Below are 23,341 nucleotides of genomic sequence, written 5' to 3'. Positions count from 1 at the left end.
CTTGTTTTCCATCTATAGGCATTAAAAAAACTTGACAGATTTACAATATTATTTACAATAAAGAACAGTATCGAGGTAGATTTACAAGACAGTATATAGTACATAGTACATAGTACATCGAGAAAGGCTCTTAACGAAGTACGAACGACGAAGTACGAACCACTGAATTAAAAAGAGGGGGAGAAAGATGGCAACAAAGAAAACAGTTGAGAATCAGGAGTTTTTGTATCTGCCTCTGGAAGACATTATTGTGGAAGAACAAATTCGTTCAGGGATTGATACGGAGAGTGATTCCTTCAAAGCCCTTATGGAGTCCATTAAAGACCGGGGTGTCTTGGAGCCTGTCCTTGTAACACCGAAGGACGGCAAATACCTGCTTCTCTGCGGAGAACGCCGTTATCTGGCTGCACTGAGGCTGGTGCTTCCATTGATCCCGGTACGGGTTTTAGATACGATCACCGAGGCGGATCAGATAGTGGCCTATCAGTTGACAGAAAACCTGCAACGTGAAGACTTGAATCCCATGGACCAAGCCAAAGGAATATTGGCATATATTCAGGCGAAACATCCTGACACAGGGTATGATGTGGATGGAGTGATGAGTGACCTAATAAAGTACAACCGGAAACCCGACACTTTATCGGAGGCAGCGGTGTTCACATTGAACACCATCATTGAAATCTCCGGAAAGTCTTATCCTACCTTGTTTCGCACGGTTTCACTTTTGAAAAATCCTCCTGAGATTCAGGTAGCAATCCGGGCAGGAAACCTCCCTGTTTCCCAGGGGTATCTCTTCGCCTCGAACCTCGATTGTCCTGACCGTGATAAGATCTTTGAGGCCGTCATGAAGGCACCAGTGACCTATCTCGCACTTGAGAAATTGCTCACCGCATGGAAAAAACCCAAACCGGAGCCGGGCAAAACAAAGCCCCTACCTATGACGAAGCAGATTGCCAGCTTACGATCCGTAGAGTCACGCATTGAGATGGGCATCGCAACATACACAAGGCCTGACCTTGTGACACTTCTTGATGAGCTGCGGGTTTTCTGTGCTTTAGTGGAACTGCGGATACCGATTGCCCCGGAACCTGCGCCGGAGAAGAAAAAGCCCCCTCAGGTGTGAGAAGCTAATTCAGCTCATGGCTCATGATTCTGTTTATTGGATACTCAATTGCCGTGAACTGTGAACCGTGAACAGTTTTTGATTGCTATGATCTATTACCCTACAATATGAAATCCACCATCAATATAGTGGACGCCTCCTGTGATGCTTTGTGCCCTGTCGCTTACAAGAAAGGCGGCTAAAGCCCCGACATCCTCAATTGTAACCAGATGATGCTCAGGGGCAATGGAAACGGCATGCTCCATCAGTTCGTCAAAGTGGCCTATACCTGAACCAGCCCTTGTTAATATGGGCCCGGGTGAAATTGAATTAACCCGGATCATTTTTGGACCAAGCTCCGCTGCCATATATCTGACGGTGCTTTCCAGGGCAGCCTTTACAGGCCCCATGATGTTGTAATTTGCAACCACCTTCTCTGAGCCGTAAAAGGTCATGGTAAGTATCGAACCGCCTTCCTCCATAAGAGGCTCAGAGAGTCTGACTGTCTGAATCAATGAGTAACATGAAGCTTCCATGGCCAGCAGAAAACCCTCTTTTGAACAATCAACCACACGGGCATGCAAATCTTCTTTTGGAGCTGAAGCAATACTGTGAAGCACAAAATCAAGCCTTCCCCATGTCTGCGATATTTTTTCAAAAACAGCTTCCAACTGGCTGGGTATTTCAGCGTTATAAGGCATGATGATGGGGCATTGCATCTGTTCAGCAAGAGGCCCTACATAAGGATAGGCCTTTTCGTTCAGATAAGTCACCGCCAGTTCAGCGCCGAGATCATGTACGACCTTGGCACATCCGTATGCGATGCTTTTGTCGTTAGCTATACCGAGTATTAATCCTTTTTTGCCCTTCAGGAATTTGTTTATCTGTTTTCCGGTGATAAGATCAAAATCCCTGTTTTTCTTATGATGTTTCTTTTTCATAATACACCCCTTTTTTTAATTCGTTGTTTTTCAAGTATATCTTGAAAAGTTAACTTGTCAAGTATATAGCTCATAGCAAAGGTGAAACGTGAAAGGTAAAAAACGACTATTCACTGAATTATTTTAATTCCAGCGATACTCTGGTGATGCCGTCAGGTAGTTTGGATGATTTGAATCCCATTTTCCTGCTTAATTCGAGCATTTTATCATTTTCAGTTAGTACAATGCCGTAAATCTCCCGCAATCCCTTGTCCTGTGCAATACCTATTGTAATATCAAGGAACTTCTCGCCCATCCCCTGTCTTTGAAAATCGTCAGAAACGAGAAGTGCGAATTGGCCGCTTTCAGAATCCGGCTCGACTATGAGCCGCCCGCCGCCTATGATCCTCTTGCTGTCGCCATCTTTTAATTCGGCAACAATTGCTATCTCCCTGTCGTAATCTATGTTGCAAAATTGCATGAGCATTCTGTGATTAATCTCCATGACAACAAAAAACCTCACCCGTAGCGTCTCTTCCGATAAAGAAGACATCATTTCCTTTATCAGAGGTTCGTCCTCAGCTCTGAGAGGTCTTAATATAACGTCTCTTCCGTCACGGAGTTTCCACGGCATGATATACCGTGACGGATAGGGCATAATAACGAGGTGTGGATATTGAACGATGCCTTTTTGATAGCCCTTATCTATCTGAATAGTCGCACTCTTTGCGTACATCTTGTTATCAGCTATTACAACAGATTCTATTTCTATCTCGGTAAATTCGGGAAAATCGGCAATGAGATTGGAAAAATTTATAAGAGTCTCTTCCATTTGCTTTACAACAAACCTGTGTTCCATTGGGAATTCTGCCTCTTCCATCAAACGCCTTGCGAGCACGCGGTTGAGAGGAGGCAACCCAACGGCAAAACCGGTTCGGCTCCGCATTTTACTGCTCATGGATATCAAAAGGATAACAGCACCGAAATCAACATCTCTTATGCATCTCAACGCCCATTCATCAATTATGTTCTCTTGCGCCACATTTTTTTCACCATGGAGAGTTCCTTTAAGAACGGGAATGCCATAGTTTCCGAGAAAACCGACCACATCTTCTCCGGCAAAAATTTCTTTGCCATCTCTTATCGCATTGCGGACAATAACTCTCAGATGGTTTGTTAATCGCATTTCATTTTGAGGGACCTCTTCCGGCGTCTCGTTGAGCAATTCGATGCCCTGATGGTAATTATACATATACATATATGCCCTGACGGCGTCTTCCGGCGTTTCATAAACAGGCACTGCGGCCTCCCGGAAATAATCTATGCCTTCACTCGAATATTGGCCGCCCATCCATACAGCTATTAGCGGTTTTGCTGTCTTCTTTGAGAGCCCTGCCAAGCTCTTTGCCAGTTCTGACGGATCACAATGTGAAGTCGGTGCATAGACGACGATTATACCGTCAACACCTTCGTCTTTCATGCAAATATCGGTTACCTCAACATATCTTTCCACATCTGCATCCTCCAGAATGTCAAGAGGGTTCCTAACGCTCCATGAACCGGGTATTATCCGGCTAAGTCTTTCAACGCTGACCTCTGATAATCCGGCGAGTCGTCCTTTCTGTTCTGTCAGGGTATCGCAAATAATAATACCTATGCCCCCTGAATTTGTAATAACGGCAAGCCTTGACCCCCTAGGAAGAGATTTCGAAACAAGAACCTCAGCGGTATCAAAGAAATCCTCGGTTTCCTTAGCTCTGACTATGCCGACGCGTTTGAACGCGGCATCATAAACAGCATCCGTTCCGGTCTCCTTGCCTGCATGAGCAGTGAGTGCCTCTGCGCTTTGGGGGTATCTGCCCGGTTTCAGAACAACGATAGGCTTGTTTCGTGCGAAACAGCGTGAGGCGCTTAAGAATTTCTTTGCATCTCTGATATGTTCCACATAAAGCATAATACTTTTTGTAAAATAGTCTTCCTGTAGAAAATCAATAATATCGGCAAAATCTACATCAACCATAGAGCCGAGAGAAATGAACATGCTGAAACCGATGCGATGAGCAACCCCCCGATACAACATGGCATTTCCTATGGTGCTGCTCTGGGAGATAAAGGCCGTACTTCCCGGGGCAGGATCCGCCTTGAGAAACGTTGCTTTCAGGCTGGTATTAGGCAGAATAATACCGTTGCTGTCAGGACCGATAATCCTCATACCGGAGTTTTTTCTGATCTCCCATATGCGTGCTTCAAAACATTTCCTGTCATTCGTGGATGTCCGGGGTCCTGTAGATATGACAACTGCTCCTTCAACACCTTTTTTGGCACACTCCTCAATTCTGTTGAGAACAGATTCGTCCGGCGCTACGATGACGGCAAGGTCGATATGGTCATCAATATCACCCACAGTGGGGCGGCAATCGAGATGGAGCGCCTTGCTTTTGTTACTGTTGACAGCATACAGACGCCTTTTATGCGATGAAAGGAGGTTGTCGAGTATTGCCCTTTCAATAGAACCCTCATGGTCGTCAGCGCCAACAAAAACGACCGTTTCAGGATCAAACATTTTTTTCAGATCGCCCACAGCCTTTCACCCTCTCAATCACTTAATTGCTTGTCTTTCAGGATAGCATTAGCGCAAAAAGTATGCAACGGTATACAATTATTAACTACAAGAAGCTCCTTGAATTCAAACCTCTGCTCTGTTATGTTTTTCATGACAATGCATCTCCAAAAAGTACTTATTTGTTTCATTGCGGCTGCAATACTTGCAACACTTCTCCATGGATGCACAACCATCGGGCCACCAGGATCATCCAAGGCTGAGGCGATAAGGCTTCATAACAAATCAATCGTTCTTTTAAAATTTTCCGGTGACATGGTTGACAGCCCCTTGAAAGACTCTGATTTTTTTATAGAAATGGCAAATCTGGACAGGGATGAAATACCGAAAGAATACACGCTTACTTCATTTCCCTCTTCAGAAGCAAGAACAAAAGGGTGGGCATATTTCGTTCTGGAACCAGGCACCTATCACTTTACTGTTATCCCGGGTTACACGGCTCAGGATGCCGGGCCGGACAAAATTGATGCAGAGACCGGTAAATTGACCCGTCAGATATTCGGAAAAACCATGAGCCTTTCCACCTTCTGGTTCCGTGTACCGAAGGGCAGCTCTTTGCTGTATATAGGCTCCTTTTCTTTTTCATGTAAAGGTCAAGCGGAATTGTCATGGAATGTTGAGGAGTGTACAGATGTTCACGTTGTTGACGAGACAGAATCGGCTTCAATGGTGGCTCAAACTGATTTTAGTCAATATGGTTCAGTAAAAACAGCTATTATGGAAAGATACGGCATGCCTGATAGGACAAATGTCCAACGCTTAACATATATAGGCGCTGAAATATCAGGCCAGCTTAGCCCCGATTCTCCTGACTGGATTGAAATGAGCAGGGATCGTGTTGTCCTTCCTAATTATGCCTTTTTTGCGGGTGGCCCGCTGAGTGTACCATTTTATCTGCCGTTTTATCCTTATGGAGTTTTTGTCTGGACCCCATGCATGGAAATAATCGCAAAGGAATTTCAGTATTTTGACCTGATAACCGAGGTAACAAGGGCACTTTTAAAGAGCCGGCACATCCGGGAAATAGCAAAACAGCCAGATCTGTCTGTAAATGATGGCGCGTTGCAGGTAGCGAAGGATAAGGATTTGAGGGGTATCCTGTATGCCAATATCCAGAGGGTTGTCCTCCGTGAATGTAACGAAAACTGGACTTTCTGCGTTGAGGTGGAAATGCGTGCCCGCCTGCAGGATGTTATGACAGAGAAATATATCTCTGATTCTATTCTGCAGTACACATTTTTACAGAAAGGGAGACCCCGCGGCAGGGATCGCTATATTTTACCTGTACCCGTATCTTCCGAATGCCGTCAATTTGCTGCATATTGCAGTGCCGATGGCCCTCTCATTCTCAGGGCTGAATTGACAAAAGCCGCAAAGATTTTAGCAGAGAAGGTAATCCGGGATTTGGGACTGGGGATTTCAGATTAACAATTACAGGTGGCAGATTTTTATTCAATCTGAGATAAGGTATCTGGCTACTGAGATCAAAAATAAGGATTTTTCAATGAAATTAGTTTATTGTGATATAATGCATTTATGCGGTCCCTAACTTCCGATGCCGACATAAAGCCTCATGTCTGTAAACCAGTGTCCGGAAAAGTTGGGATGTTCTATCTGCCTCACGGGATGATAGGAAAAAAGGGGTGGAAGAACAACAGGGTGTATGCATGAGAGTCCGGATCATTTTTTTCTTCCTTATTATAGGGGCAGTGTTGATTATAAATGTGCCATCTGCCCGGGGATGTACCGTCTGGGGCGCCACAGGACAGAAGGTAAATATTAAAGGAACCATCATTGCAAAAAACCGTGATAACTCCCCGAATCTTTCAACACATCCGAGACTTCTTTTCCCTCTCAATGGTTTTAATGTCTTTGGTCTTTATGACGCTGAAGTCGATGGGTATATTGTTGGCGGCATCAATGAGAAGGGACTGGCAGTTTTAAACGCTTCGGTAACCAGTGTACCAAGAGAAAAAAGACATGTAGCAACTGAAGATACAACAGAGAGAATCCTTACAACATTTGATTCTGTCAATGCTGTTTTGTCACGTCGGGATATTTTCATAAAAAGTCACCCTGCTTTATATATGGTTGCCGATTCTTCAAGGGTTGCCATGATTGAAGTGGCTCCCGGCGGTAAAATAGCAATAAAAGACATTGAGAATGGGATACTGGCTTTTGCAAACCATTATACAGATGCGAATTTGACCCAGGCTAATGAACACAGAAGTGTGAATAGTGAAGCCAGACTCAAACGCATCCAAAATTATCTGACTTCGTCTGAAAAACCATTTACCATGAATGATTTTATCATGATAAGCGAAGACAGGGCAGGGGGGTCTGATTATGCTCTATGGAGGACGGGAAGTACATCCGGCAAAGTGCGTACCCTGGCAAGCTTTATTGTATCCATCCCTGTGTCAGGTTTACCAGAAATATACATGAAGATTTCAAATCCGGATGAACCGGATAGCATTTTTACAGGAAAATTAGATTTTTCGTTATTCTCTGTGTCTGGTTCAGAGTGAAAAATTGGTGAAAAACAGTAACTTATGATACATAAGGGATATCCCTGATGTACGGCGCTTAATAGTAAAAAGAGGTTTCTTGCGCAACAGGGGAGGTTGGGGTGCGGGGATGTTTGTTAGGGCATCAGCCCCCGGCCTTCCTCGAGTCCATACTCCCTGCCAAGTCCATAATCAGTAAGATTCTGTTCTTCCTTAAAACCGCTTGCATCCTCAAGCGGCAGACCATCTTCGGCTACAACCCTTGACCCGCCTCTGCCATCGTATTCCACTGTTTCAGAAGAGGTTTCAAACCAACCGTCACCTGTAGAATACGTGACGGAGGATGGACCGGCACAGCCCGAAAGCATGGCAAGCGAAAACAAAGCAATAACAAATGGGAAAATACCGCATAATCTTTTCATATAAGAGTTCTCACGATGGAATGTATTCTCTCGCAATCAGAATTTTATTGCAACAGATATTTACGGACATTTTCACATTGACACCGGGGCATATTACTGGTATGCTCTTGACTTGATACAAGTGTTTATTGTAAAAAAGATATTTTTTTGGATTGTAGTTTCCCGGCAGGCTGCTATGAGCTTCTTTAAATGATATTTCAGGGATAATTTAATAAAAAGGATTCTGGTTTCAATGCCAGAACCTTAAGAAAGGAATTCGCTCTTATATAGCGGTACATATGTATATCAACGCAGTTTGCCATTATTTGCCTGAAATAATCATTTCAAATGATCACTACACAAATTTAAACGGATTAACTGACGAGTGGATATATAAAAGGTCAGGCATCAAGAGAAGAACAAAGGCAGGGCCTGACGAGAATACGAACACTATGTCGATAGAAGCAATGAAGTCTGCAATAAGCAGACTTCCATATTCGCTGAGCGATGTTGATCTGATTGTCGGCGCCACGTACACACCGTATGATACCATTGGAACGCTTGCCCATGCGGTACAGGGTTATTTCAATATTCACCGGGCAAAGGCCATCACCATTACTTCGGCATGTTCATCATTTCTCAACGCAGTAGAGATTGTTGAAGGGTATTTCGCCACAAACAAAGCCCAAAGAGCGATTGTGATTACTTCAGAACACAACAGCGCATACAACAACGACAGAGACGAACAATCAGGCTATCTGTGGGGAGATGGCGCTGCGGCTGCCTTTATTTCAAAAGAGAAGGATTCGGAAAAAGACATAAAAATTCTTGACCTGAATACGACCGGGCTCGGGCATATCGGAAAGGGTATAGAGGGGGTGTATTTAAGGCCTAGAAATGGGGGTCTGCAAATGCCCTACGGGAAAGATATCTTTGTCTATGCCTGCAAATACATGGTTTCTGAAGTTGAAAACATCATAAAAAAGAACCATTTTACGCTGGACGACATTGACTACCTGATACCGCACCAGGCCAATTTCAGGATAATCGACAATGTTGCAAAAACCCTTGGATTACGAAACGGGCAGCGGATCATGAACATCGAAGATATAGGGAATACAGGCTGTGCAAGCACGCTTGTTGCCCTCTCGCAAAACTGGGACAGATTCCTGAAAGACGAATTGATCGTTATCACCGTTTTCGGGGGAGGGTACTCAAGCGGTGCAATGCTTTTAAAGAAGTGAGTAAATTCTAATGCTTACCCAGCGCCACTTGTGTGAATCTATTCAGCGAGCATAAGCGAGCGAGAGGGGGAGGCCGGGGCACCCGCAAAGCGGGTCGTGGCTTTGCCGGTGGAGGGGGCGACGTAAGCCCCGGTAATTGAGGGACTTGTTTTATGTCAAAACTTCCCGATCCGATAACATCACCACTTTCCTCTGAAATAGAAGAAATCTATAACGAACTTGTATCCAAAAGGGGTTATATCTACGATCTTTACAGAAGCTTGCTCAACCATCCCGAACTTGCCAGGCGCATAGGCGATCTCGGGAGTTATTTGAGATTTGGCACGGGAGTTTTACCTGGTTCTGTCCGGGAATTAGTCATTCTTTTTATAGCCCGGAGGATAGGTGCTGCATATGAGTGGGTTATGCATGTGCCAATGGCTATACAGGAAGGCATCCCGGAAACTGTTATTGAGGCGATACGAACAGAGAGTGTTCCACAAGGATTAGATCAGATTCAGCAGTCGGCATTCACCGCTGTCCAGCATGTCCTTGAACGTCAGCCCATCCCGCGGGACATCCAGGATGAACTTATAAAAGCATCAGGGGTGAAAGGTGTCGTCGAGCTGGTTGTCTTGTGTGGTTTTTACCAGATGATAGCTGCCGTCATGTTTGCCTTCGACATTCCGTTACCCGATGGTAAAGAATATCCGTTTTAATCTGATGACTCTGCAATCCGCTCTGTTCGATTCTAAAAGGATGTTCATTGCCGTATGATGTACGGAAGAAACAAAGAGCCCGCCGGGATTACCCTTGTCATCGTTAAGGAATCAATAAAATCTTTTATACGTCACAACAATTTTGAAATGTCTGTTGCACTTGCATCGTACGGGTTTTTTTCGATTATCCCGCTCCTTTTCTTCGTGGCATACCTTTTCGGCAGCTACACTGGCTTTTCGCATCAAGTTATTAATGGTATCGAAAACCTCATGTCGCATATATTCCCGACCCTTGATGGCTTCACGATCAAGGAATTCTACTTTCCTACCAGCTACAGGATCACCTGGGGGATTGTAAGCCTCTCCATGATTTTTGTGTCTCTCATGTCGGTTAGCGATTCCCTGCGGACGGCTTTTCTCAAGGTGTTCAATATTACACAGGAAATATCCTTTCTCCGGCTGCAACTCATCAATATTACAACAACTTTCATTATGATTGCCCTCTTTGTTGCCCTTGTCGCGGGTGAAATGACATATAACTTTTATATCCGCCCTTTCATCGAAGGTATTTTTTTAAAAAACAGCGGGGATGCTCTCACATCATTCATAGTGGCAAGCATATGCATGGTGACAGTGTATGTTACTTTGCAACCCGTGAGGCTCAAGACCCGTCATATTGTAACGGTATCCGTAATTACAGCCATCCTCCTCGTTGTGATGAAAAGCCTTTTTACCCGTTTCCTCAGTTTCAACCCCAATTACGGTGTCGCTTTTGGTTCCATGAAGATATTTTTTATCATGATCATCTGGGTGTATTATTGCTTTCTGGTAATCCTCTTCGGGGCGGAAATCATAGTGAATATCGAGAAAAGAGAGGTACTTCTGTTGAAAAAACTTTTCCTCGGCGCGGAACATGCCGGAGGTATTCCAGAAAAATTCATTAACAGATATATCAAAGTCTACGATAAAGGGGATGTTGTTTTTTTTGAGGAGGAGGATGGCGATGTCATGTTCTTCGTCATGTCGGGTTTTGTCAGCATAAGCAGGAAAGATAAGGTCATCAAAACCATGAAAAGTGGTGATTATTTTGGCGAAATGTCCATGTTGCTCGATGCTCCGAGAACTGCAACGGCGAGAGCACTGGAACACCACACAAGGCTTGTGATCATTTCACGGGAGAACTTTGAAACTATCCTGAGGGAAAGCCCGGAGATTGTCCTTGCTATTCTTAAAGAGATGGCTTTAAGACTTAAGTCAACAAATGAGAGTATTTGATGATAAAAATAATGATTTGTAATCGAATATAAAACAGAAAAGAGGAAGGGAGAAAATGGATTCTATATCCTGGTCACAAAGTCTGAGCAATACGTTGGTCGAGGTTGTTAAGACTGGTATTATCCTCACCGATAACCAGGGACATATCCGTTTTACCAACAATTTAGCAGCAGAACTGTTCGGTTACTCCAGTGGTTCTCTGAACGGTAAATCCATCGAGATACTCTTTCTTCCAGATGATACGCAGATATTCCTCTCCAATATCATGAAAATTACCTTGGGAGGCAGGGGCTTTGAAGGAGAGGCTCTTTTACACAGGAAAGATGGGAGTTCGTTTTTCGTTAACCTTTCCACTGCCCTGTACAAAGGGGATTCAAATGGCCATGAGTTAATAATTTTTACCATGCAGGATATCACTCATCTTAAAAGGATGGAAAAAGAATACATCGGCTCAGAGAGATTTGTCGGGCTTGGGATGATAACCGATCAAATTTCCCACCAGATTCGAAATCCCATAGTCTCCATTGGAGGGTTTGCCTTACGATTGGCCAAGGAAAAGGTATCCAATGAGGAGTTCTCCCGCTACACCACGATTATTCATGATGAGTCAAGGCGTTTGGAATACATAATCGACCGGTTGGTGGAGTTTGCCAAAGTTTATCCGGCCCGTTATTCACCTTTAACCCTCTCTGAAATTTTTGAGGGGGTTAGAAATGCCTTCATTCGCTTGGAGGGGAATCCTGTGATAATTACATTTCCTGATCCGGGAGTTCTCCCTGTAACGCCACTCTTTGGTGATCTTGCTTTACTCATTCGAGTTGTCCAGTGCATCGTACAGAATGCTCTGGAGGCAATTCCGGACAGCGGCGAGGTAACCGTAACCGGTGATATTGTCGGCAGCGAGGCGTTCATACGGGTAAAGGACAGCGGAGACGGGATTCTGCCCAAAGACCTTCCTTACATCTTCGATCCTTTCTTTACTACTAAATTCAACTACCTGGGTCTGGGGCTCACCATGGCAAAACGAATCGTTCAAGAGCATAAAGGTCAGATTGATGTTGACACTGTACCTGAGAAAGGAACCGAGATTTGTATTGTCCTTCCCAGAGAACGGCGCCGGGAGATTCGGACGAAGCTTCTCTAAGGCACGGGCAAGAATGTTCCATTACGACTTTGCAAAGCTGTATGTCCATGCATTGTCTTCATTGTCCTCTAAGATAATTCTTTTAAAGCCGGCTCTCTTGAGATGGGCGAAGAACTTGGTCCCATCTGCAATTTTATCAATCGATGCTTCGCGAAACAGTGAAGATGATAATTTCATATATGTCTTATCCGGACCGCTCAACTCTATGTCAACAAATATACCCCTGGTGACGTAATACTGTTCCAATTCACTTGTCAGCATTTCACGCTGTTTGATCATAATCTGATTCGCAACATTTATAGATACATGCTCAATATGCCTTTCTCTTGTGTGGGTTTTGTGCATAAGCCCCTGTGCTGCGACATATTCAGATGATTCCGGCCCAATTGCCTTAAGATGTTTTTTCGCATCGTTTACTCTTCCCCATTCTGTTTTTAAAGGGTTTGGATTAAGCTTATAGCCTTTGTCAAGGGCTTTTTTGGCTTCATATAAATGCTCAGCGTCTGCCATGCTGGAAAATAAATTTCCCTTCTTAATTTCCCCGGAAAGTTTTTCATGGGCAATCTTTTGAATAGAAGATTGGTTTTTCGGCAATTCACCATCATTTGTATGCGGTTTTTTCATTATTTACCCCTCGCTAAGCTATTCTTGTTTCCGATGTTGCGGTAGGTATTGTTTATGGCTACATGTATTTATTATATCACATAGCGCCCATTAATACTACGAAGAAAAAAAACACATCTTTTCATGAAAGGCGGATCAATTTGAATGGGTTTGAGTGAATTTTAAGGAAGCAGGTCCAGATGATCTGAACCTGCTTTATGGTCTTAGCCTTTTACTACGTTTGCTGCGCTCGGACCTTTCGGGCCGCTTACAACATCAAAGTTTACAGCCTCGCCTTCAGACAGGGATTTAAAACCACTGTCCTGAATGGCTGAATAGTGAACAAACACATCTCCGCCGTCATCTTTGGTAATGAAACCAAAACCCTTTGACTCATTGAACCACTTAACAGTTCCTTTTGCCATATTGACATACCTCCTTTTTAGAATGTTGAAGGATACGGAACTGTGTTACGAAGAGACAACAAAAATGGATATTTCTGCGGTTGCTACTAACAGATGCTTCCGAAACTTCGAATATATTATCGCATAAAACAAAAAAAATAGCAATATTTATTAATGAATAGTTGTTCAATTGGTTCCATTGGCTTTAACCAATAAGACCAACAAACCAATTAAACAAATAAAACAGGTCTTTACTGCTGCCCTGCCATCTGCTTAAGAATCTGCTCCAGCTTCTTGAGCTGTTCTCCATAGCCTGCCCAGTCTCCTTGTTTCTGGAGTCCTTTGGCCCTTTCAAAAATCTGTGCCGCTTCTTTTGCAAGGTCTTGAACAGAGGCCTTTTTCGTTGTTGTTACGGCGGTTGCTGCCCCGGTTGCCGGAGCAGTTTTTCTATTCCCGAATAGCACTGCCAGAGCCTGTTCAAGGTTTTCCTCCATGACCACGTCGTTCTCATAGGCAACAATAACCCTCCGGAGTTCGGGCAATCCCCCTTTGTCCTCTGCAGCAAGATACAGTGGCTGGATATAGAGGAGCGATTTTTCAATAGGGATTATAAGAAGCTTTCCCCTGATGACCTGTGATCCCCGCTGGCCCCAAAGTGTCAACTGTTGTGAAATATATGAATCCTGGTCTATCCTTGCATCAATCTGTCTTGGCCCGAAGACGAGCCTGTCTCTGGGAAACGTGAATACAAGGAGTTTCCCATAATTCGGTTCATCACAGCGGGCAGCGAACCAGGCAGCAAGATTATCCCTCTTTGCCGGTGTATAGGGCACGAGAAGGACGAACTCCTCTCTTTGTTCTTCGGGGAGCTTCATGATCAGGTAGTTCGCATCCATGGGCTTCTCACTATGGACAGGTATCTCCCAGAGGTCTTCCTTATTGTAGAATACCTTCGGATCATTCATGTGAAAGGTGGCATACAGGGCAGTCTGTACGCTGAAAAAATCCCTGGGGTATCTTACATGCTTTTTTAAATCGCCCGGCATTTCCTTGATGGGTTTAAATGCACCCGGGAAGATCGCACCATAGACTTTTATAATTACATCATCGGGATCACTGACATAGAAATCAATCTTACCATTATAGGCATCTACTACAACCTTCACAGAGTTCCGCATGTAATTTATCCTGTTCTTGAGGGGTTTTGAATAAGGTAACCGGGATGATACAGAATATCCGTCGATAATCCAGTAGATTTTACCGTTATCCCCGACTACCACGTAGGGGTCTGAATCGAGGACCAGGAAAGGGGCAATCTTCTGCACCCTCTGGACAATGTTCCTGTTATAAAGGATACGGCTGTCATTTGTGATCTCAGAGGAAAGGATGATCTTTGCGGTTTGGAAGTAGGAGGCAAAGAGAGCCCGCTTCAACAGGGAATCAAGCCGGACACCGCCTGACCCCTTATAGGAAGTGTATATATTACCCTCTGATGTTGGGTAGCTAAATTCAGGAACCTTAGTATTTACGATGACATAATCGCTGGTGAGCTCGCCAAAGTATATTTCAGGAGTCGAGATCTTCACATTCGAGGCCGAAGAAGGCGGAATGTCCTTGATGGTGAATTCAGGCAACCCGTCCTTGGAAATTTTACTCACAGGCCCCATGACAATGCCGTTGCCATGGGTAAAAACAAACTTTTCGTTGATCCATGATTTGCTGGGAAGATCATTATAAGAGAGCTCTCTGGCGGAAAGCATCATCTGCCTGTATTCCCCGTCGATGGTGTATCGATCGGTGTCAATGCCGTTAAAGCGGTAATAGGTCCTGATCTGCTGAAGCTGGCTGTATGTCTTGAGGAGCGGTTTTTCATCCCAGAGTTTAACGTTCTTGATCGTCGTATCGTTTTTCCTTATATCCTTTGCCGTAAGGCTGAAGGATACATCAAAGGGTATCATTTGAACATTTTGGAGGTTATAGCCATATTTTGTGAGGGCAATGTGGTGTCTGATGAAGGGTTCTTCCATGGCCTGTTCATTGGGTGCCACATTGAAATTCTGGAGGAGGCCAGGATAGGCCACTACTCCGAGGAGGTACATTGCAACAAGTCCGATTACCGGATAGAGTGCGATTTTAAACTTTTCTTTAAGGACTGCAAAGGAAATTACAATGCCCCCGATAAACGTCAGGGGAGCCAAAATCCCAAGCACAATGAGCTTTGCATGCACATCAGCGTAACCAGCGCCGGTAATAACGGTATGTGAGGAATAGAGCGTTTCGAACCTGTCGAGATATAATCCGAAGGCAAGTTTCACGAAAAACAGAAAAAAAAGCAGGGACATATGTTCTTTTGCGCGTTTTACAAGAGATATCCTGTTGCCGAGAAAAAGGAAACCGCCCCGCGTAACATATCCTGCACCCACAAGGAGGATAGTAAAGAAAAGGAGAAAGCCTGCATACACGTTCAAAGATTCATATAAGGGAAGTTTGAAGAGGTAAAAACTCAAATCATGGCTGAAGATCGGGTCTGTTTTTCCTGTATTGATGCTATTGAGAAAGGCGAGTGCCTGTGACCAGAGGCTGCTTCCCCATAAGGCGCTTAATGCCCCGCCGAAGCATGCAGCAAATAAACCGAAAATTTTAAATAATTTGTTGAATTTGTTTGGATCAAGAGACATCCTCATCTGACCCATAAACATTACGTCGATGGGAGGCACTTTGATCATAGATGCAAAGAGGACATTGGCAGCAACAAAGACGAAGAAAACAACACCAAAGACAAAACCCGTAAGCACCTCGGCGGATAAAACCCTTGTAAATATCCCTTCGAAGCCTGCTTCTCTGAAAAAAAGCCAATCCACGTACATGCCGATGACTCTCGACGCAGAGAAGAAAAAAACAATTAGTAACGCTAATATGATGAATCGAATTGCCCGGTTGAATGTCATACGTACCCCCTATACTGATATGCTGAACAGTCTACCTGATATTATATCTTGTTTATTACGCTTTTGCAGCGGCTATTTTTGCCCTTTTGCGCTGAGTCTCATCGAGCATAATCTTCCTTAATCTGATTGAGAGGGGTGTTATTTCGACAAGCTCGTCTTCATTGATGTATGAAATACAATCCTCCAGGCTCATTTTTCTGAAGGGGGTAAGAATAACGGCGTCATCAGAGCCGGAAGCCCTCATGTTGGTAAGTTTTTTCCCTTTGGCAGGATTTATTACAAGGTCATTCTCGCGGCTGTGTTCACCGATAATCTGGCCACCATAGACCTTTTCGCCGGGCCCTATAAACAATTGTCCTCTTCCCTGAAGGTTGAAGAGGGCATAAGCCACGCTGCTGCATTCTTCCATTACCACAAGGGTTCCGTTATTCCGGTTCTTCATTTCACCGGCATACCGGTCATAACCGTCAAATATGTAGTTCATCGTGCCCATACCTTTTGTCTCGGTCATAAATTCTGAACGGAAACCTATAAGCCCTCTGGTGGGAATCCTGTATCTCATCCTCACCATCCCTTTGTTCTGATGCATTTCTACCATCAGGCCTTTCCTTTTTCCGAGGTTTTCGATTACGTTTCCTGAGTATTGCTCATCAACGTCGATGGTGAGTTCTTCGTATGGTTCGAGTATTCCCTCATCCCCCTCTTTAAATATGACCCTGGGCCGTGTAGCCTGAAATTCATAGCCCTCCCTGCGCATCTTTTCAATAAGAATGGAGAGGTGAAGTTCTCCCCTGCCGGATACTTTGTATCCAATGCTATCGGTCAATTCTTCCACGACGAGTGCAACGTCCGAGAGCGTCTCACGAATGAGCCTTTCACGGATATGTCGTGAAGTAAGGAATCTCCCTTCCTTTCCTGCAAAGGGCGAGTCATTAGGGATAAAGTTCATGGATATTGTTGGCGGGTCTATATCTATACCGGGGAGGGGAAGAGGGTTTTCAGGGTCGGTAAGGGTCTCTCCAACTGTAATTGACTCCATACCGGCTACCGCGACGATTTCTCCGACACCGGCAGTCTCAACTTCTTCCTTGCTGCTGCCTTTGAACCGGTAGATCTTTGTGATACGGGCAGGTGATATTGAACCGTCAGTTTTTGAAACAATAACGTCTTTGTTTATGCTTAACAGTCCGGAGGTTATCTTTCCTATAGCAAGTCTTCCGAGAAAAGGAGAGTATGCAAGGGAACTTACAAGCATCTGCAGAGAAGCTTCGGGATTACCTATTGGAGGCGGAACAGCATTAACGATTAATTCGAAAAGCGGGATCATCGTGCCCTGGTTCTGGGTATGGTCAAATGTTGCATAACCGGCCTTTGCAGAGGTATAGATGAAAGGGAAATCGAGTATATCGTCGGGTGCATCCAGTTTTACAAAAAGATCAAAGACCTGATCTACTACCCATTCACACCTTGCCGCCGGTTTATCTATTTTATTGATCACAACAATAACGGGTATTTTCAGGGAAAGAGCTTTCTTGAGGACAAAACGGGTCTGTGGCATTGGCCCTTCCGCTGCATCAACAAGGAGAAGTGCGCCATCAGCCATTTTAAGAACCCTTTCGACCTGGCCACCAAAATCTGCATGTCCCGGTGTATCGATGATATTAATAAAGAAATCCTTGTAAACGAAGGAGCCGTTTTTTGAAGTAATCGTTATACCCCGTTCTTTTTCAAGGTCCATTGAATCCATGAGGCGTTCTTCCACCACTTCATTGTCACGAAACATCCCGCTCTGCCTGAAAAGCTGATCTACCAGTGTTGTTTTCCCATGGTCTACATGGGCGATGATCGCGATATTTCTAATGTTGCTCTGTTCCATACTCCCTCATTGTATTATAGTGTGAATGGTTCGATGAAGTTTCTGACTATCGAAGGGATACTATACCTTAAAAACCATGCTAAATCAAGGGGATAATTGCTATTAGGGTTAACTAATAAGACAGGTTTCTAACTGCATGTCCTATTTGTCTCATCAGTCTTAATTGGTTTAACTAATAAAACCAATTGAACAGGTTTAAACTACTATCGAGCATCCAGGATCGTACTACTAAAAGTTGGTCACAAAACAGAGCCCCAAAAAATTTTAAAAATGATAAAAAATCTGTTGCATATTTTTTATAATAAGAAGTATAAAGTATTTAAAAGGTGGTTATTGTTAAAGCTACCAAAATCAATACTCTAAAGGAGGGGTACATATGACAAAAGCAGAATTAATCAGTGTAATGGCAGCGGGCGCTAAAATTTCTAAAGTAGCAGCAGGCAAGGCATTGGACGCATTTGTTGACAGTGTTAAGGGAGCTTTGAAAAAAGAAGAAAAGGTAACACTCGTTGGCTTCGGTACATTCTCAGTATCTAAGAGAAAAGCAAGGAAGGGGAGAAACCCGAGAACAGGCAAGGAAATCAAGATACCTGCCCGCAAGGTGCCAAAATTTACAGCAGGCAAAGCCTTTAAAGAAGCAGTTTAGCCCACCCCGATCATTAGGTTTTCTTAAAAAATGCCTCTCAAGTCAACGAGAGGCATTTTTGTTTGTCTCTTATTATTTGAAGGATACGGGACATCGTATCGTTTGCATTTTTCACATCTTCGACACACATCTCTTTTACAAGGAGTTCACCATCTTCCCTGCCGAGAACAACATGAAGGGTTAATATATTGCTTGCTATGCTGGCGTTTATTCCAAGGGGAACCTGGCAGCCTCCTCCAATCATTGACTGTAACTCCCTTTCTATTGTGACTTCGCGGAAAGTGTTTTCATGGTTCAGGGGTTTTAATAATTTGATGAAATCACTTTCATCTTTCGTTTCAATCCCGATAGCGCCCTGACCTGGTGGGGGCACCATGATTTCAAAGGGGAGAACTTCTTTTATAAAATTGTCAAAACCCATTCTTTTTACACCGGCATAGGCGAGGATGATCCCGTCAAGGGTATGTGAATGTAATTTCTTTATCCTCGTGTCAACGTTACCCCTGAGAGGAACAATTTCCAATCCTCTTCTGAAATGGAGAATCTGGGACTTCCTCCTTGTGCTGCTCGTCCCGATACGTGACCCTTCCCGGATATCCTGAATACTTCCATATATTGAAGAGATAAAAACATCTCTCGGGTCTTCCCGCTCAAGGACTGCCCCTATGACAAGCCCATTTTCAAGCTCTGTGGGGAGGTCTTTCATACTGTGTACAGCCATATCGATCTCATTTTTTAAAAGGGCATCTTCAATCTCTTTTACAAAAAGTCCTTTTCCGCCAATAAGATGAAGAGGCTTGTCCCAGATTGTGTCACCCGTTGTTTTAATAATTTTTATGGCAAATTCATTGTATGGATACAATGTTTTCAGGGCTTGTATGACTATTTCGGTCTGTTTGAGAGCGAGCTTACTTCCCCTCGTTCCCACTGTCCATTTTTTTTTCATTCTCTTCCTCAAATTTAAACAATTGCTTCATTATTTCGAGCAAAGAAGGGCTTCCATTCTGCCTAATTAAGAAAATGTGCCTGTGGATAAGCTTATTAACGATGCTCCTTGTCAGTAAATCCATGTTTCTCAACGTTTCTTCGTCAACATATTTCATCTTCTGTATCATTCTCTTCAGTTCATTTGATCTTGTTTCTTCCACTACATCGATAATATGTGTAATGAGCGGGTTTTTTTCCAACTGTTCTAACCAGTGAGAAAACTTAACCACTTCTTCTTCGATGATGGCGTGTGCCTTTTCTGATTCCTTCAACCTGTCGGAGAGGTGTTGCTGCGAGAGTCCTTTGAGGTCATCAATATCATAGAGATAGACATTTTCGATGTGATTTACCTCCGGATCAATATCCCTTGGCATAGCAATATCAATAAAGAACAGAGGTCTGTTCTTTCTTTTTTTCATAATGGGTACAACAAGTTCTTTATCAATAATCGGTTTTTCGGAGCCCGTTGAAGACAACACCATATCAACTTTCGTCAGCAGGTCCGGGATGTCCTGTAAAAGGCAGGGGATTCCTGTAATGTCTTCTGCGAGCTTCTGCGCATTCTGAAAAGTCCTGTTTGTGATAAATATCTCGGTTAAACCCTCTTTTTTAAAGTATTTCAGTGCAATTTCACACATCTCGCCTGCACCGATGACAAGTATCTTTTTCCGGTTCAACTCACCGAAGATCTTTTTAGAAAGCTCAATTGCCATGGAGCTTATCGATAAGGGGTTATATCCTATTCTTGTCTCTGTTCGTATCCTCTTTGCAACATTAAAAGTCTTATGAAAGGCTTTATCGAGAAAAGAACCGGTCGCATTATGGAGAGTTGCCATTCTGTATGCATCTTTTACCTGACCGAGTATCTGGGGCTCCCCGACGACCATCGAATCAAGCCCCGATGCAACAAGGAATAAGTGTCTATATGCCTCTTCATCACAGAACCGGTAGGTATAGCTTTTCAGCCAATCCAGTGGCGCACCAAAGTGTTCCAGCAAGAGCCCCTCAATCTTTTTGATGGACTCCTCAGTATTATCGGAGCAGAAATATATTTCCGTCCTGTTGCAGGTAGAGATAACAACGCTTTCATTTAAACCCCAATCTTTCAGCTTTTTCAAGATTACCGGTACATCACTTTCCGAACAGTAGAGTTTCTCTCTGATCTCTATCGGGGCAGTGTTGTGGTTAAGGCCAAATACGTTTATATGCATATTCTTCTCAAGTTCGAAGCTGTTAGCCATTAGCATTAAGCCTTTGTTTTATTTTTGCTGATAGCTGAAAGCTGACTGCTAATAGCTGAATTAAATATACGAATGAAGTCCTCCTGCAAAAAAGTTAACGCCCAGAAAGGTTATGAGGATAGAAAAAAAACCGATGATCATCATGTACGCTGTTTTTCTTCCCCTCCACCCGATTGCAAGTCTGTTATGGATAAGTATGGCGTAGACGATCCATGTGACAAGCGACCATGTTTCCTTCGGGTCCCAGCTCCAGTATGAGCCCCAGGCAACGCTCGCCCAGATCGAGCCCGTAATAATTCCTACGGTAAGAAAAGGGAATCCATAGGACATGCACCTGTAATTAATTAAATCAAGGGTCTCAAGGGAAGGAAATCGTGTTGCGATGGATGGAAACTTCTTCTTTTTTATACCTCTTTCTACAACAAGATACAGGAGCGATATAAAAAAGCTGATGAAAAAAATTGCATTCCCGACAAAAGAAAAAATGGTATGTATTGGCAGCCAGTAACTCTTAAGCACTGGAGGAAGGGGTCTGATTTCCGCGGGAAAGGTTGAGGCCCAGATTAACAATACAGACAGGATGGGGAGAACGATACACCCGATAATCTCTATCCTGTAGATTCTCTTAAGGTAAAGAAAAAAACCTGCTATACATAAGCTGAAAAACGAGAGGGACTCGTAAATATTCGTTATCGGTGTATATCCTGCATTGAAATACCTGACAAGGGTAGCCAGAAAATGGATACAAAAACCTGAAAAGAGGGAATAATGGCCAAACTTTTCAATAATATTCCTGTTCATAGTCAGGAATAACAGATAGCATGCAGTGGACAGAAGATAAAAAAATAGCGATATGTAAAAAAAATAAATATTCATTATGAATTTCTGAGAAATTTACTTTTAATAGCCTTTGTATCCATTCCAGCCAGTTCCTTAACGCCAGTTTTGCTGATTTCAGCGAGTATCTCTTTCCTTCTTTTCTTATCGTGTATGACCTTTATAAGGAACTTTCTGAACTTACCGATTTTTTCTGCATATGTAAGATAATCTTGTGACACCAGATTGCTGATGTCCTTCCTCAGTATCTTTGACAGCAAGGGCAGGGTACCGGATGTTGAAATGGCAATAACAATGGATTTCTTTTTTACAATGGACGGAACTATAAAATCACAGAGACCCGGGTCATCCACCACATTGACGGGGATATGTCCTTTTACTGCCTCTTTTTTAATAGCGTCATTTATTTCTTTTTTGTTGGTGGCAGCAAAAACCAGTACGGCCCCATCCAGGTCACCATCTCTATATTCCCTTGAAATAGTTTCAATTTTACCTTTTTGAGAGAGCACGGAAAGATTTTTCGTCATTACGGGGCTTATTACCCTGATCCTTGTATTGAACTTCAGAAGTATCCTTACTTTTTGTTCTGCAACTGTCCCGCCGCCGATAACGATACACAGCTTGTCTCCGATGTTGAAAAACACAGGATAATAGTTATTTTTAGAGAATATTTTTGACACTGTTTTTTTCAGTATACGATTTGAAAGTTATTGAATTCACCCTTGAATTCTTCCCACCGGGTATCTACACTGTCGACAAATGCTCCCTTTGGCCCCTTTTCGCACCATGCAATCATTGTATGCAAACTATCTTCGTTACCTTCACAGACAAGCTCCACTCTTCCGTCCCTCAGGTTTCTCACCCAGCCTTTTAAACCGAATTCTTTAGCTTTCATTGCCGTGCTCTGTCTGAAAAAAACGCCCTGGACCATCCCGCTCACAAATATATGTAATCTTTTCATATTGGTATCTTATTACTCGCCATTGATGTTTTTTATTGATTAGACACCCATTTTCATTATAAGTAACATAAGACCCTTACAAAATCAAAACCTTTAGTGCCTTGGGGGATATACAAGTATGTTTAGAGTGGGTATTGATGTCGGTTCTGTCAGTGTAAATCTCGTTGTAATGGACAAATCGGGGCGTATTGTAAAAAATGAATACATGCGCCACAAGGGTAGAGCAATCGTAACAGCAAAATATGCGATTGAAGAAACATTAAAAGCATACGATATTGAATTCATTGCAACAACCGGCATAGGAGCAAAAACGTTTACATCATTGATCGGTGCATCCTTTGTAAACGAGATTGTAGCCCTGTCAAGGGGATTCGGCCATCTTTACCCCCATGTGAGGAGCGTTATTGATATCGGCGGAGAGGATTCAAAACTCATTATATTTGAGGATGGCAGCAAAGATGGAAGGCTGAAAATCAAGGATTTTTCAATGAATGCGTTATGTGCGGCCGGTACAGGTTCATTTTTAGATCAGCAGGCCTCCAGGCTCAGGTTTACCATCGAAGAATTCAGTGAAGTGGCGTTAAAGTCGAAAAATCCGCCAAGGATTGCAGGAAGATGTACGGTATTTGCCAAGTCCGATATGATTCATCTCCAGCAGATTGCAACCCCTGATTATGAGATTGTAGCAGGCTTGTGCTATGCACTTGCGAGAAATTTCAAAAGCAATATTGCCAAAGGCAAGGACATCAAAAATCCTGTGGCATTTGTAGGAGGTGTTGCGGCAAATGCAGGCATGAAAAGGGCAATTAGAGACGTTTTTGCCTTGCAGGATGGGGAATTTATCGTTCCTGAATATTTTACCTCTATGGGGGCTGTCGGGGCTATATACACAGTGCTCGATGATCCGACACTGAAACACACATTTAC

General features: G+C 43.5%; 21 protein-coding genes. 9 read left to right on the top strand and 12 right to left on the bottom strand.

The features are described 5' to 3' along the window. The first annotated feature begins 187 nt into the window (after nt 1-187). Nucleotides 188-1,123 (top strand): ParB/RepB/Spo0J family partition protein, encoded by a 936-nt coding sequence (locus NTX75_12255; GenBank protein ID MCX5816993.1) that lies wholly within the window; start codon nt 188-190, stop codon nt 1,121-1,123. 95 nt (nt 1,124-1,218) lie between these two features. Here NTX75_12255 and fabI read toward each other — a convergent pair whose 3' ends face one another. Then, entirely contained in the window at nt 1,219-2,043 is an 825-nt protein-coding gene (gene fabI, locus NTX75_12250; GenBank protein MCX5816992.1) for an enoyl-ACP reductase FabI, read from the bottom strand. 118 nt (nt 2,044-2,161) lie between these two features. Further along, nucleotides 2,162-4,603, bottom strand: coding sequence for a GNAT family N-acetyltransferase (locus NTX75_12245; protein ID MCX5816991.1), 2,442 nt, complete (start codon nt 4,601-4,603; stop codon nt 2,162-2,164). 99 nt (nt 4,604-4,702) lie between these two features. On the opposite strand from NTX75_12245, the gene NTX75_12240 reads away from it, so the two are divergent. Then, the gene (locus NTX75_12240; protein MCX5816990.1) at nt 4,703-6,070 is read left to right on the top strand and encodes a hypothetical protein; all 1,368 of its coding nucleotides are present in this window, start codon (nt 4,703-4,705) and stop codon (nt 6,068-6,070) included. A 239-nt stretch (nt 6,071-6,309) separates the two neighbouring features. Continuing rightward, nucleotides 6,310-7,170, top strand: a complete 861-nt coding sequence (locus tag NTX75_12235; GenBank protein ID MCX5816989.1) for a carcinine hydrolase/isopenicillin-N N-acyltransferase family protein — start codon at nt 6,310-6,312, stop codon at nt 7,168-7,170. 116 nt (nt 7,171-7,286) lie between these two features. Here the strand turns inward: NTX75_12235 and NTX75_12230 are convergent, their stop codons facing one another. Then, the gene (locus tag NTX75_12230; protein ID MCX5816988.1) at nt 7,287-7,571 is read right to left on the bottom strand and encodes a hypothetical protein; all 285 of its coding nucleotides are present in this window, start codon (nt 7,569-7,571) and stop codon (nt 7,287-7,289) included. Nucleotides 7,572-7,849: 278 nt separating this feature from the next. On the opposite strand from NTX75_12230, the gene NTX75_12225 reads away from it, so the two are divergent. The 4 genes from NTX75_12225 (at nt 7,850) to NTX75_12210 (ending at nt 11,911) form a co-directional block, all read left to right on the top strand. Next, nucleotides 7,850-8,794 carry a ketoacyl-ACP synthase III gene (locus NTX75_12225; GenBank protein ID MCX5816987.1) on the top strand — a complete coding sequence of 315 codons (945 nt, stop codon included), beginning with the start codon at nt 7,850-7,852 and terminating at the stop codon, nt 8,792-8,794. Nucleotides 8,795-8,946: 152 nt separating this feature from the next. After that, nucleotides 8,947-9,492: a carboxymuconolactone decarboxylase family protein gene (locus tag NTX75_12220; protein MCX5816986.1), complete on the top strand. Its 546-nt coding sequence runs from the start codon at nt 8,947-8,949 to the stop codon at nt 9,490-9,492. Between the two features lie 54 nt (nt 9,493-9,546). Beyond that, a complete protein-coding gene (locus tag NTX75_12215; GenBank protein ID MCX5816985.1) occupies nt 9,547-10,767 on the top strand; it encodes a YihY/virulence factor BrkB family protein in 1,221 nt (406 codons plus the stop codon). A gap of 55 nt (nt 10,768-10,822) precedes the next feature. After that, the gene (locus tag NTX75_12210; GenBank protein ID MCX5816984.1) at nt 10,823-11,911 is read left to right on the top strand and encodes a PAS domain S-box protein; all 1,089 of its coding nucleotides are present in this window, start codon (nt 10,823-10,825) and stop codon (nt 11,909-11,911) included. A gap of 21 nt (nt 11,912-11,932) precedes the next feature. On the opposite strand, the gene NTX75_12205 is transcribed toward NTX75_12210, so the two are convergent. From NTX75_12205 to typA, 4 genes are all read right to left on the bottom strand, one after another. Then, entirely contained in the window at nt 11,933-12,535 is a 603-nt protein-coding gene (locus NTX75_12205; GenBank protein ID MCX5816983.1) for a hypothetical protein, read from the bottom strand. Between the two features lie 203 nt (nt 12,536-12,738). Beyond that, on the bottom strand, nt 12,739-12,939 hold the full coding sequence (locus tag NTX75_12200) for a cold-shock protein (protein MCX5816982.1): 201 nt from the start codon (nt 12,937-12,939) through the stop codon (nt 12,739-12,741). 230 nt (nt 12,940-13,169) lie between these two features. Next, nucleotides 13,170-15,866 carry a UPF0182 family protein gene (locus NTX75_12195; protein ID MCX5816981.1) on the bottom strand — a complete coding sequence of 899 codons (2,697 nt, stop codon included), beginning with the start codon at nt 15,864-15,866 and terminating at the stop codon, nt 13,170-13,172. Nucleotides 15,867-15,921: 55 nt separating this feature from the next. Next, nucleotides 15,922-17,742: a translational GTPase TypA gene (gene typA / locus NTX75_12190; protein MCX5816980.1), complete on the bottom strand. Its 1,821-nt coding sequence runs from the start codon at nt 17,740-17,742 to the stop codon at nt 15,922-15,924. A 376-nt stretch (nt 17,743-18,118) separates the two neighbouring features. On the opposite strand from typA, the gene NTX75_12185 reads away from it, so the two are divergent. Beyond that, the gene (locus NTX75_12185; GenBank protein MCX5816979.1) at nt 18,119-18,388 is read left to right on the top strand and encodes an HU family DNA-binding protein; all 270 of its coding nucleotides are present in this window, start codon (nt 18,119-18,121) and stop codon (nt 18,386-18,388) included. Nucleotides 18,389-18,425: 37 nt separating this feature from the next. Here NTX75_12185 and hemC read toward each other — a convergent pair whose 3' ends face one another. The 5 genes from hemC to NTX75_12160 all read right to left on the bottom strand — a co-directional run bounded on the left by hemC (nt 18,426) and on the right by NTX75_12160 (nt 22,414). Continuing rightward, complete coding sequence (hemC, locus tag NTX75_12180) at nt 18,426-19,334, bottom strand: hydroxymethylbilane synthase (protein MCX5816978.1); 909 nt, start codon at nt 19,332-19,334, stop codon at nt 18,426-18,428. Next, a complete protein-coding gene (gene hemA, locus NTX75_12175) occupies nt 19,297-20,586 on the bottom strand; it encodes a glutamyl-tRNA reductase (GenBank protein ID MCX5816977.1) in 1,290 nt (429 codons plus the stop codon). The genes hemC and hemA overlap by 38 nt, the downstream gene beginning before the upstream one ends. Nucleotides 20,587-20,676: 90 nt before the next feature. Continuing rightward, on the bottom strand, nt 20,677-21,492 hold the full coding sequence (gene ccsB / locus NTX75_12170; GenBank protein MCX5816976.1) for a c-type cytochrome biogenesis protein CcsB: 816 nt from the start codon (nt 21,490-21,492) through the stop codon (nt 20,677-20,679). Further along, the gene (locus tag NTX75_12165) at nt 21,492-22,133 is read right to left on the bottom strand and encodes a bifunctional precorrin-2 dehydrogenase/sirohydrochlorin ferrochelatase (GenBank protein ID MCX5816975.1); all 642 of its coding nucleotides are present in this window, start codon (nt 22,131-22,133) and stop codon (nt 21,492-21,494) included. The genes ccsB and NTX75_12165 overlap by 1 nt, the downstream gene beginning before the upstream one ends. 8 nt (nt 22,134-22,141) lie before the next feature. Beyond that, complete coding sequence (locus NTX75_12160) at nt 22,142-22,414, bottom strand: acylphosphatase (GenBank protein MCX5816974.1); 273 nt, start codon at nt 22,412-22,414, stop codon at nt 22,142-22,144. Between the two features lie 118 nt (nt 22,415-22,532). On the opposite strand from NTX75_12160, the gene NTX75_12155 reads away from it, so the two are divergent. Further along, a partial coding sequence (locus tag NTX75_12155; protein MCX5816973.1) for an acyl-CoA dehydratase activase occupies nt 22,533-23,341 on the top strand: 809 nt, incomplete at its 3' end.

Source organism: Pseudomonadota bacterium (genome assembly GCA_026388315.1).
In the GTDB taxonomy this organism is placed as follows: domain Bacteria; phylum Desulfobacterota; class Syntrophorhabdia; order Syntrophorhabdales; family Syntrophorhabdaceae; genus MWEV01.
The sequence above is the reverse complement of the archived record's forward strand: the minus strand, read 5'-3'. Positions and strand labels throughout refer to the sequence as shown.

What these genes read in the sequence shown, in the direction of transcription:
- hemA (MCX5816977.1), bottom strand. Translation starts at nt 20,586, where the DNA reads ATGCATATAAACGTATTTGGCCTTAACCACAACACTGCCCCGATAGAG.
- typA (MCX5816980.1), bottom strand. Translation starts at nt 17,742, where the DNA reads ATGGAACAGAGCAACATTAGAAATATCGCGATCATCGCCCATGTAGAC.
- fabI (MCX5816992.1), bottom strand. Translation starts at nt 2,043, where the DNA reads ATGAAAAAGAAACATCATAAGAAAAACAGGGATTTTGATCTTATCACC.
- NTX75_12230 (MCX5816988.1), bottom strand. Translation starts at nt 7,571, where the DNA reads ATGAAAAGATTATGCGGTATTTTCCCATTTGTTATTGCTTTGTTTTCG.
- NTX75_12160 (MCX5816974.1), bottom strand. Translation starts at nt 22,414, where the DNA reads ATGAAAAGATTACATATATTTGTGAGCGGGATGGTCCAGGGCGTTTTT.
- NTX75_12215 (MCX5816985.1), top strand. Translation starts at nt 9,547, where the DNA reads ATGATGTACGGAAGAAACAAAGAGCCCGCCGGGATTACCCTTGTCATC.
- NTX75_12220 (MCX5816986.1), top strand. Translation starts at nt 8,947, where the DNA reads ATGTCAAAACTTCCCGATCCGATAACATCACCACTTTCCTCTGAAATA.
- NTX75_12210 (MCX5816984.1), top strand. Translation starts at nt 10,823, where the DNA reads ATGGATTCTATATCCTGGTCACAAAGTCTGAGCAATACGTTGGTCGAG.
- NTX75_12200 (MCX5816982.1), bottom strand. Translation starts at nt 12,939, where the DNA reads ATGGCAAAAGGAACTGTTAAGTGGTTCAATGAGTCAAAGGGTTTTGGT.
- NTX75_12235 (MCX5816989.1), top strand. Translation starts at nt 6,310, where the DNA reads ATGAGAGTCCGGATCATTTTTTTCTTCCTTATTATAGGGGCAGTGTTG.
- NTX75_12225 (MCX5816987.1), top strand. Translation starts at nt 7,850, where the DNA reads ATGTATATCAACGCAGTTTGCCATTATTTGCCTGAAATAATCATTTCA.
- NTX75_12185 (MCX5816979.1), top strand. Translation starts at nt 18,119, where the DNA reads ATGACAAAAGCAGAATTAATCAGTGTAATGGCAGCGGGCGCTAAAATT.
- ccsB (MCX5816976.1), bottom strand. Translation starts at nt 21,492, where the DNA reads ATGAATATTTATTTTTTTTACATATCGCTATTTTTTTATCTTCTGTCC.
- NTX75_12205 (MCX5816983.1), bottom strand. Translation starts at nt 12,535, where the DNA reads ATGAAAAAACCGCATACAAATGATGGTGAATTGCCGAAAAACCAATCT.
- hemC (MCX5816978.1), bottom strand. Translation starts at nt 19,334, where the DNA reads ATGAAAAAAAAATGGACAGTGGGAACGAGGGGAAGTAAGCTCGCTCTC.
- NTX75_12255 (MCX5816993.1), top strand. Translation starts at nt 188, where the DNA reads ATGGCAACAAAGAAAACAGTTGAGAATCAGGAGTTTTTGTATCTGCCT.
- NTX75_12195 (MCX5816981.1), bottom strand. Translation starts at nt 15,866, where the DNA reads ATGACATTCAACCGGGCAATTCGATTCATCATATTAGCGTTACTAATT.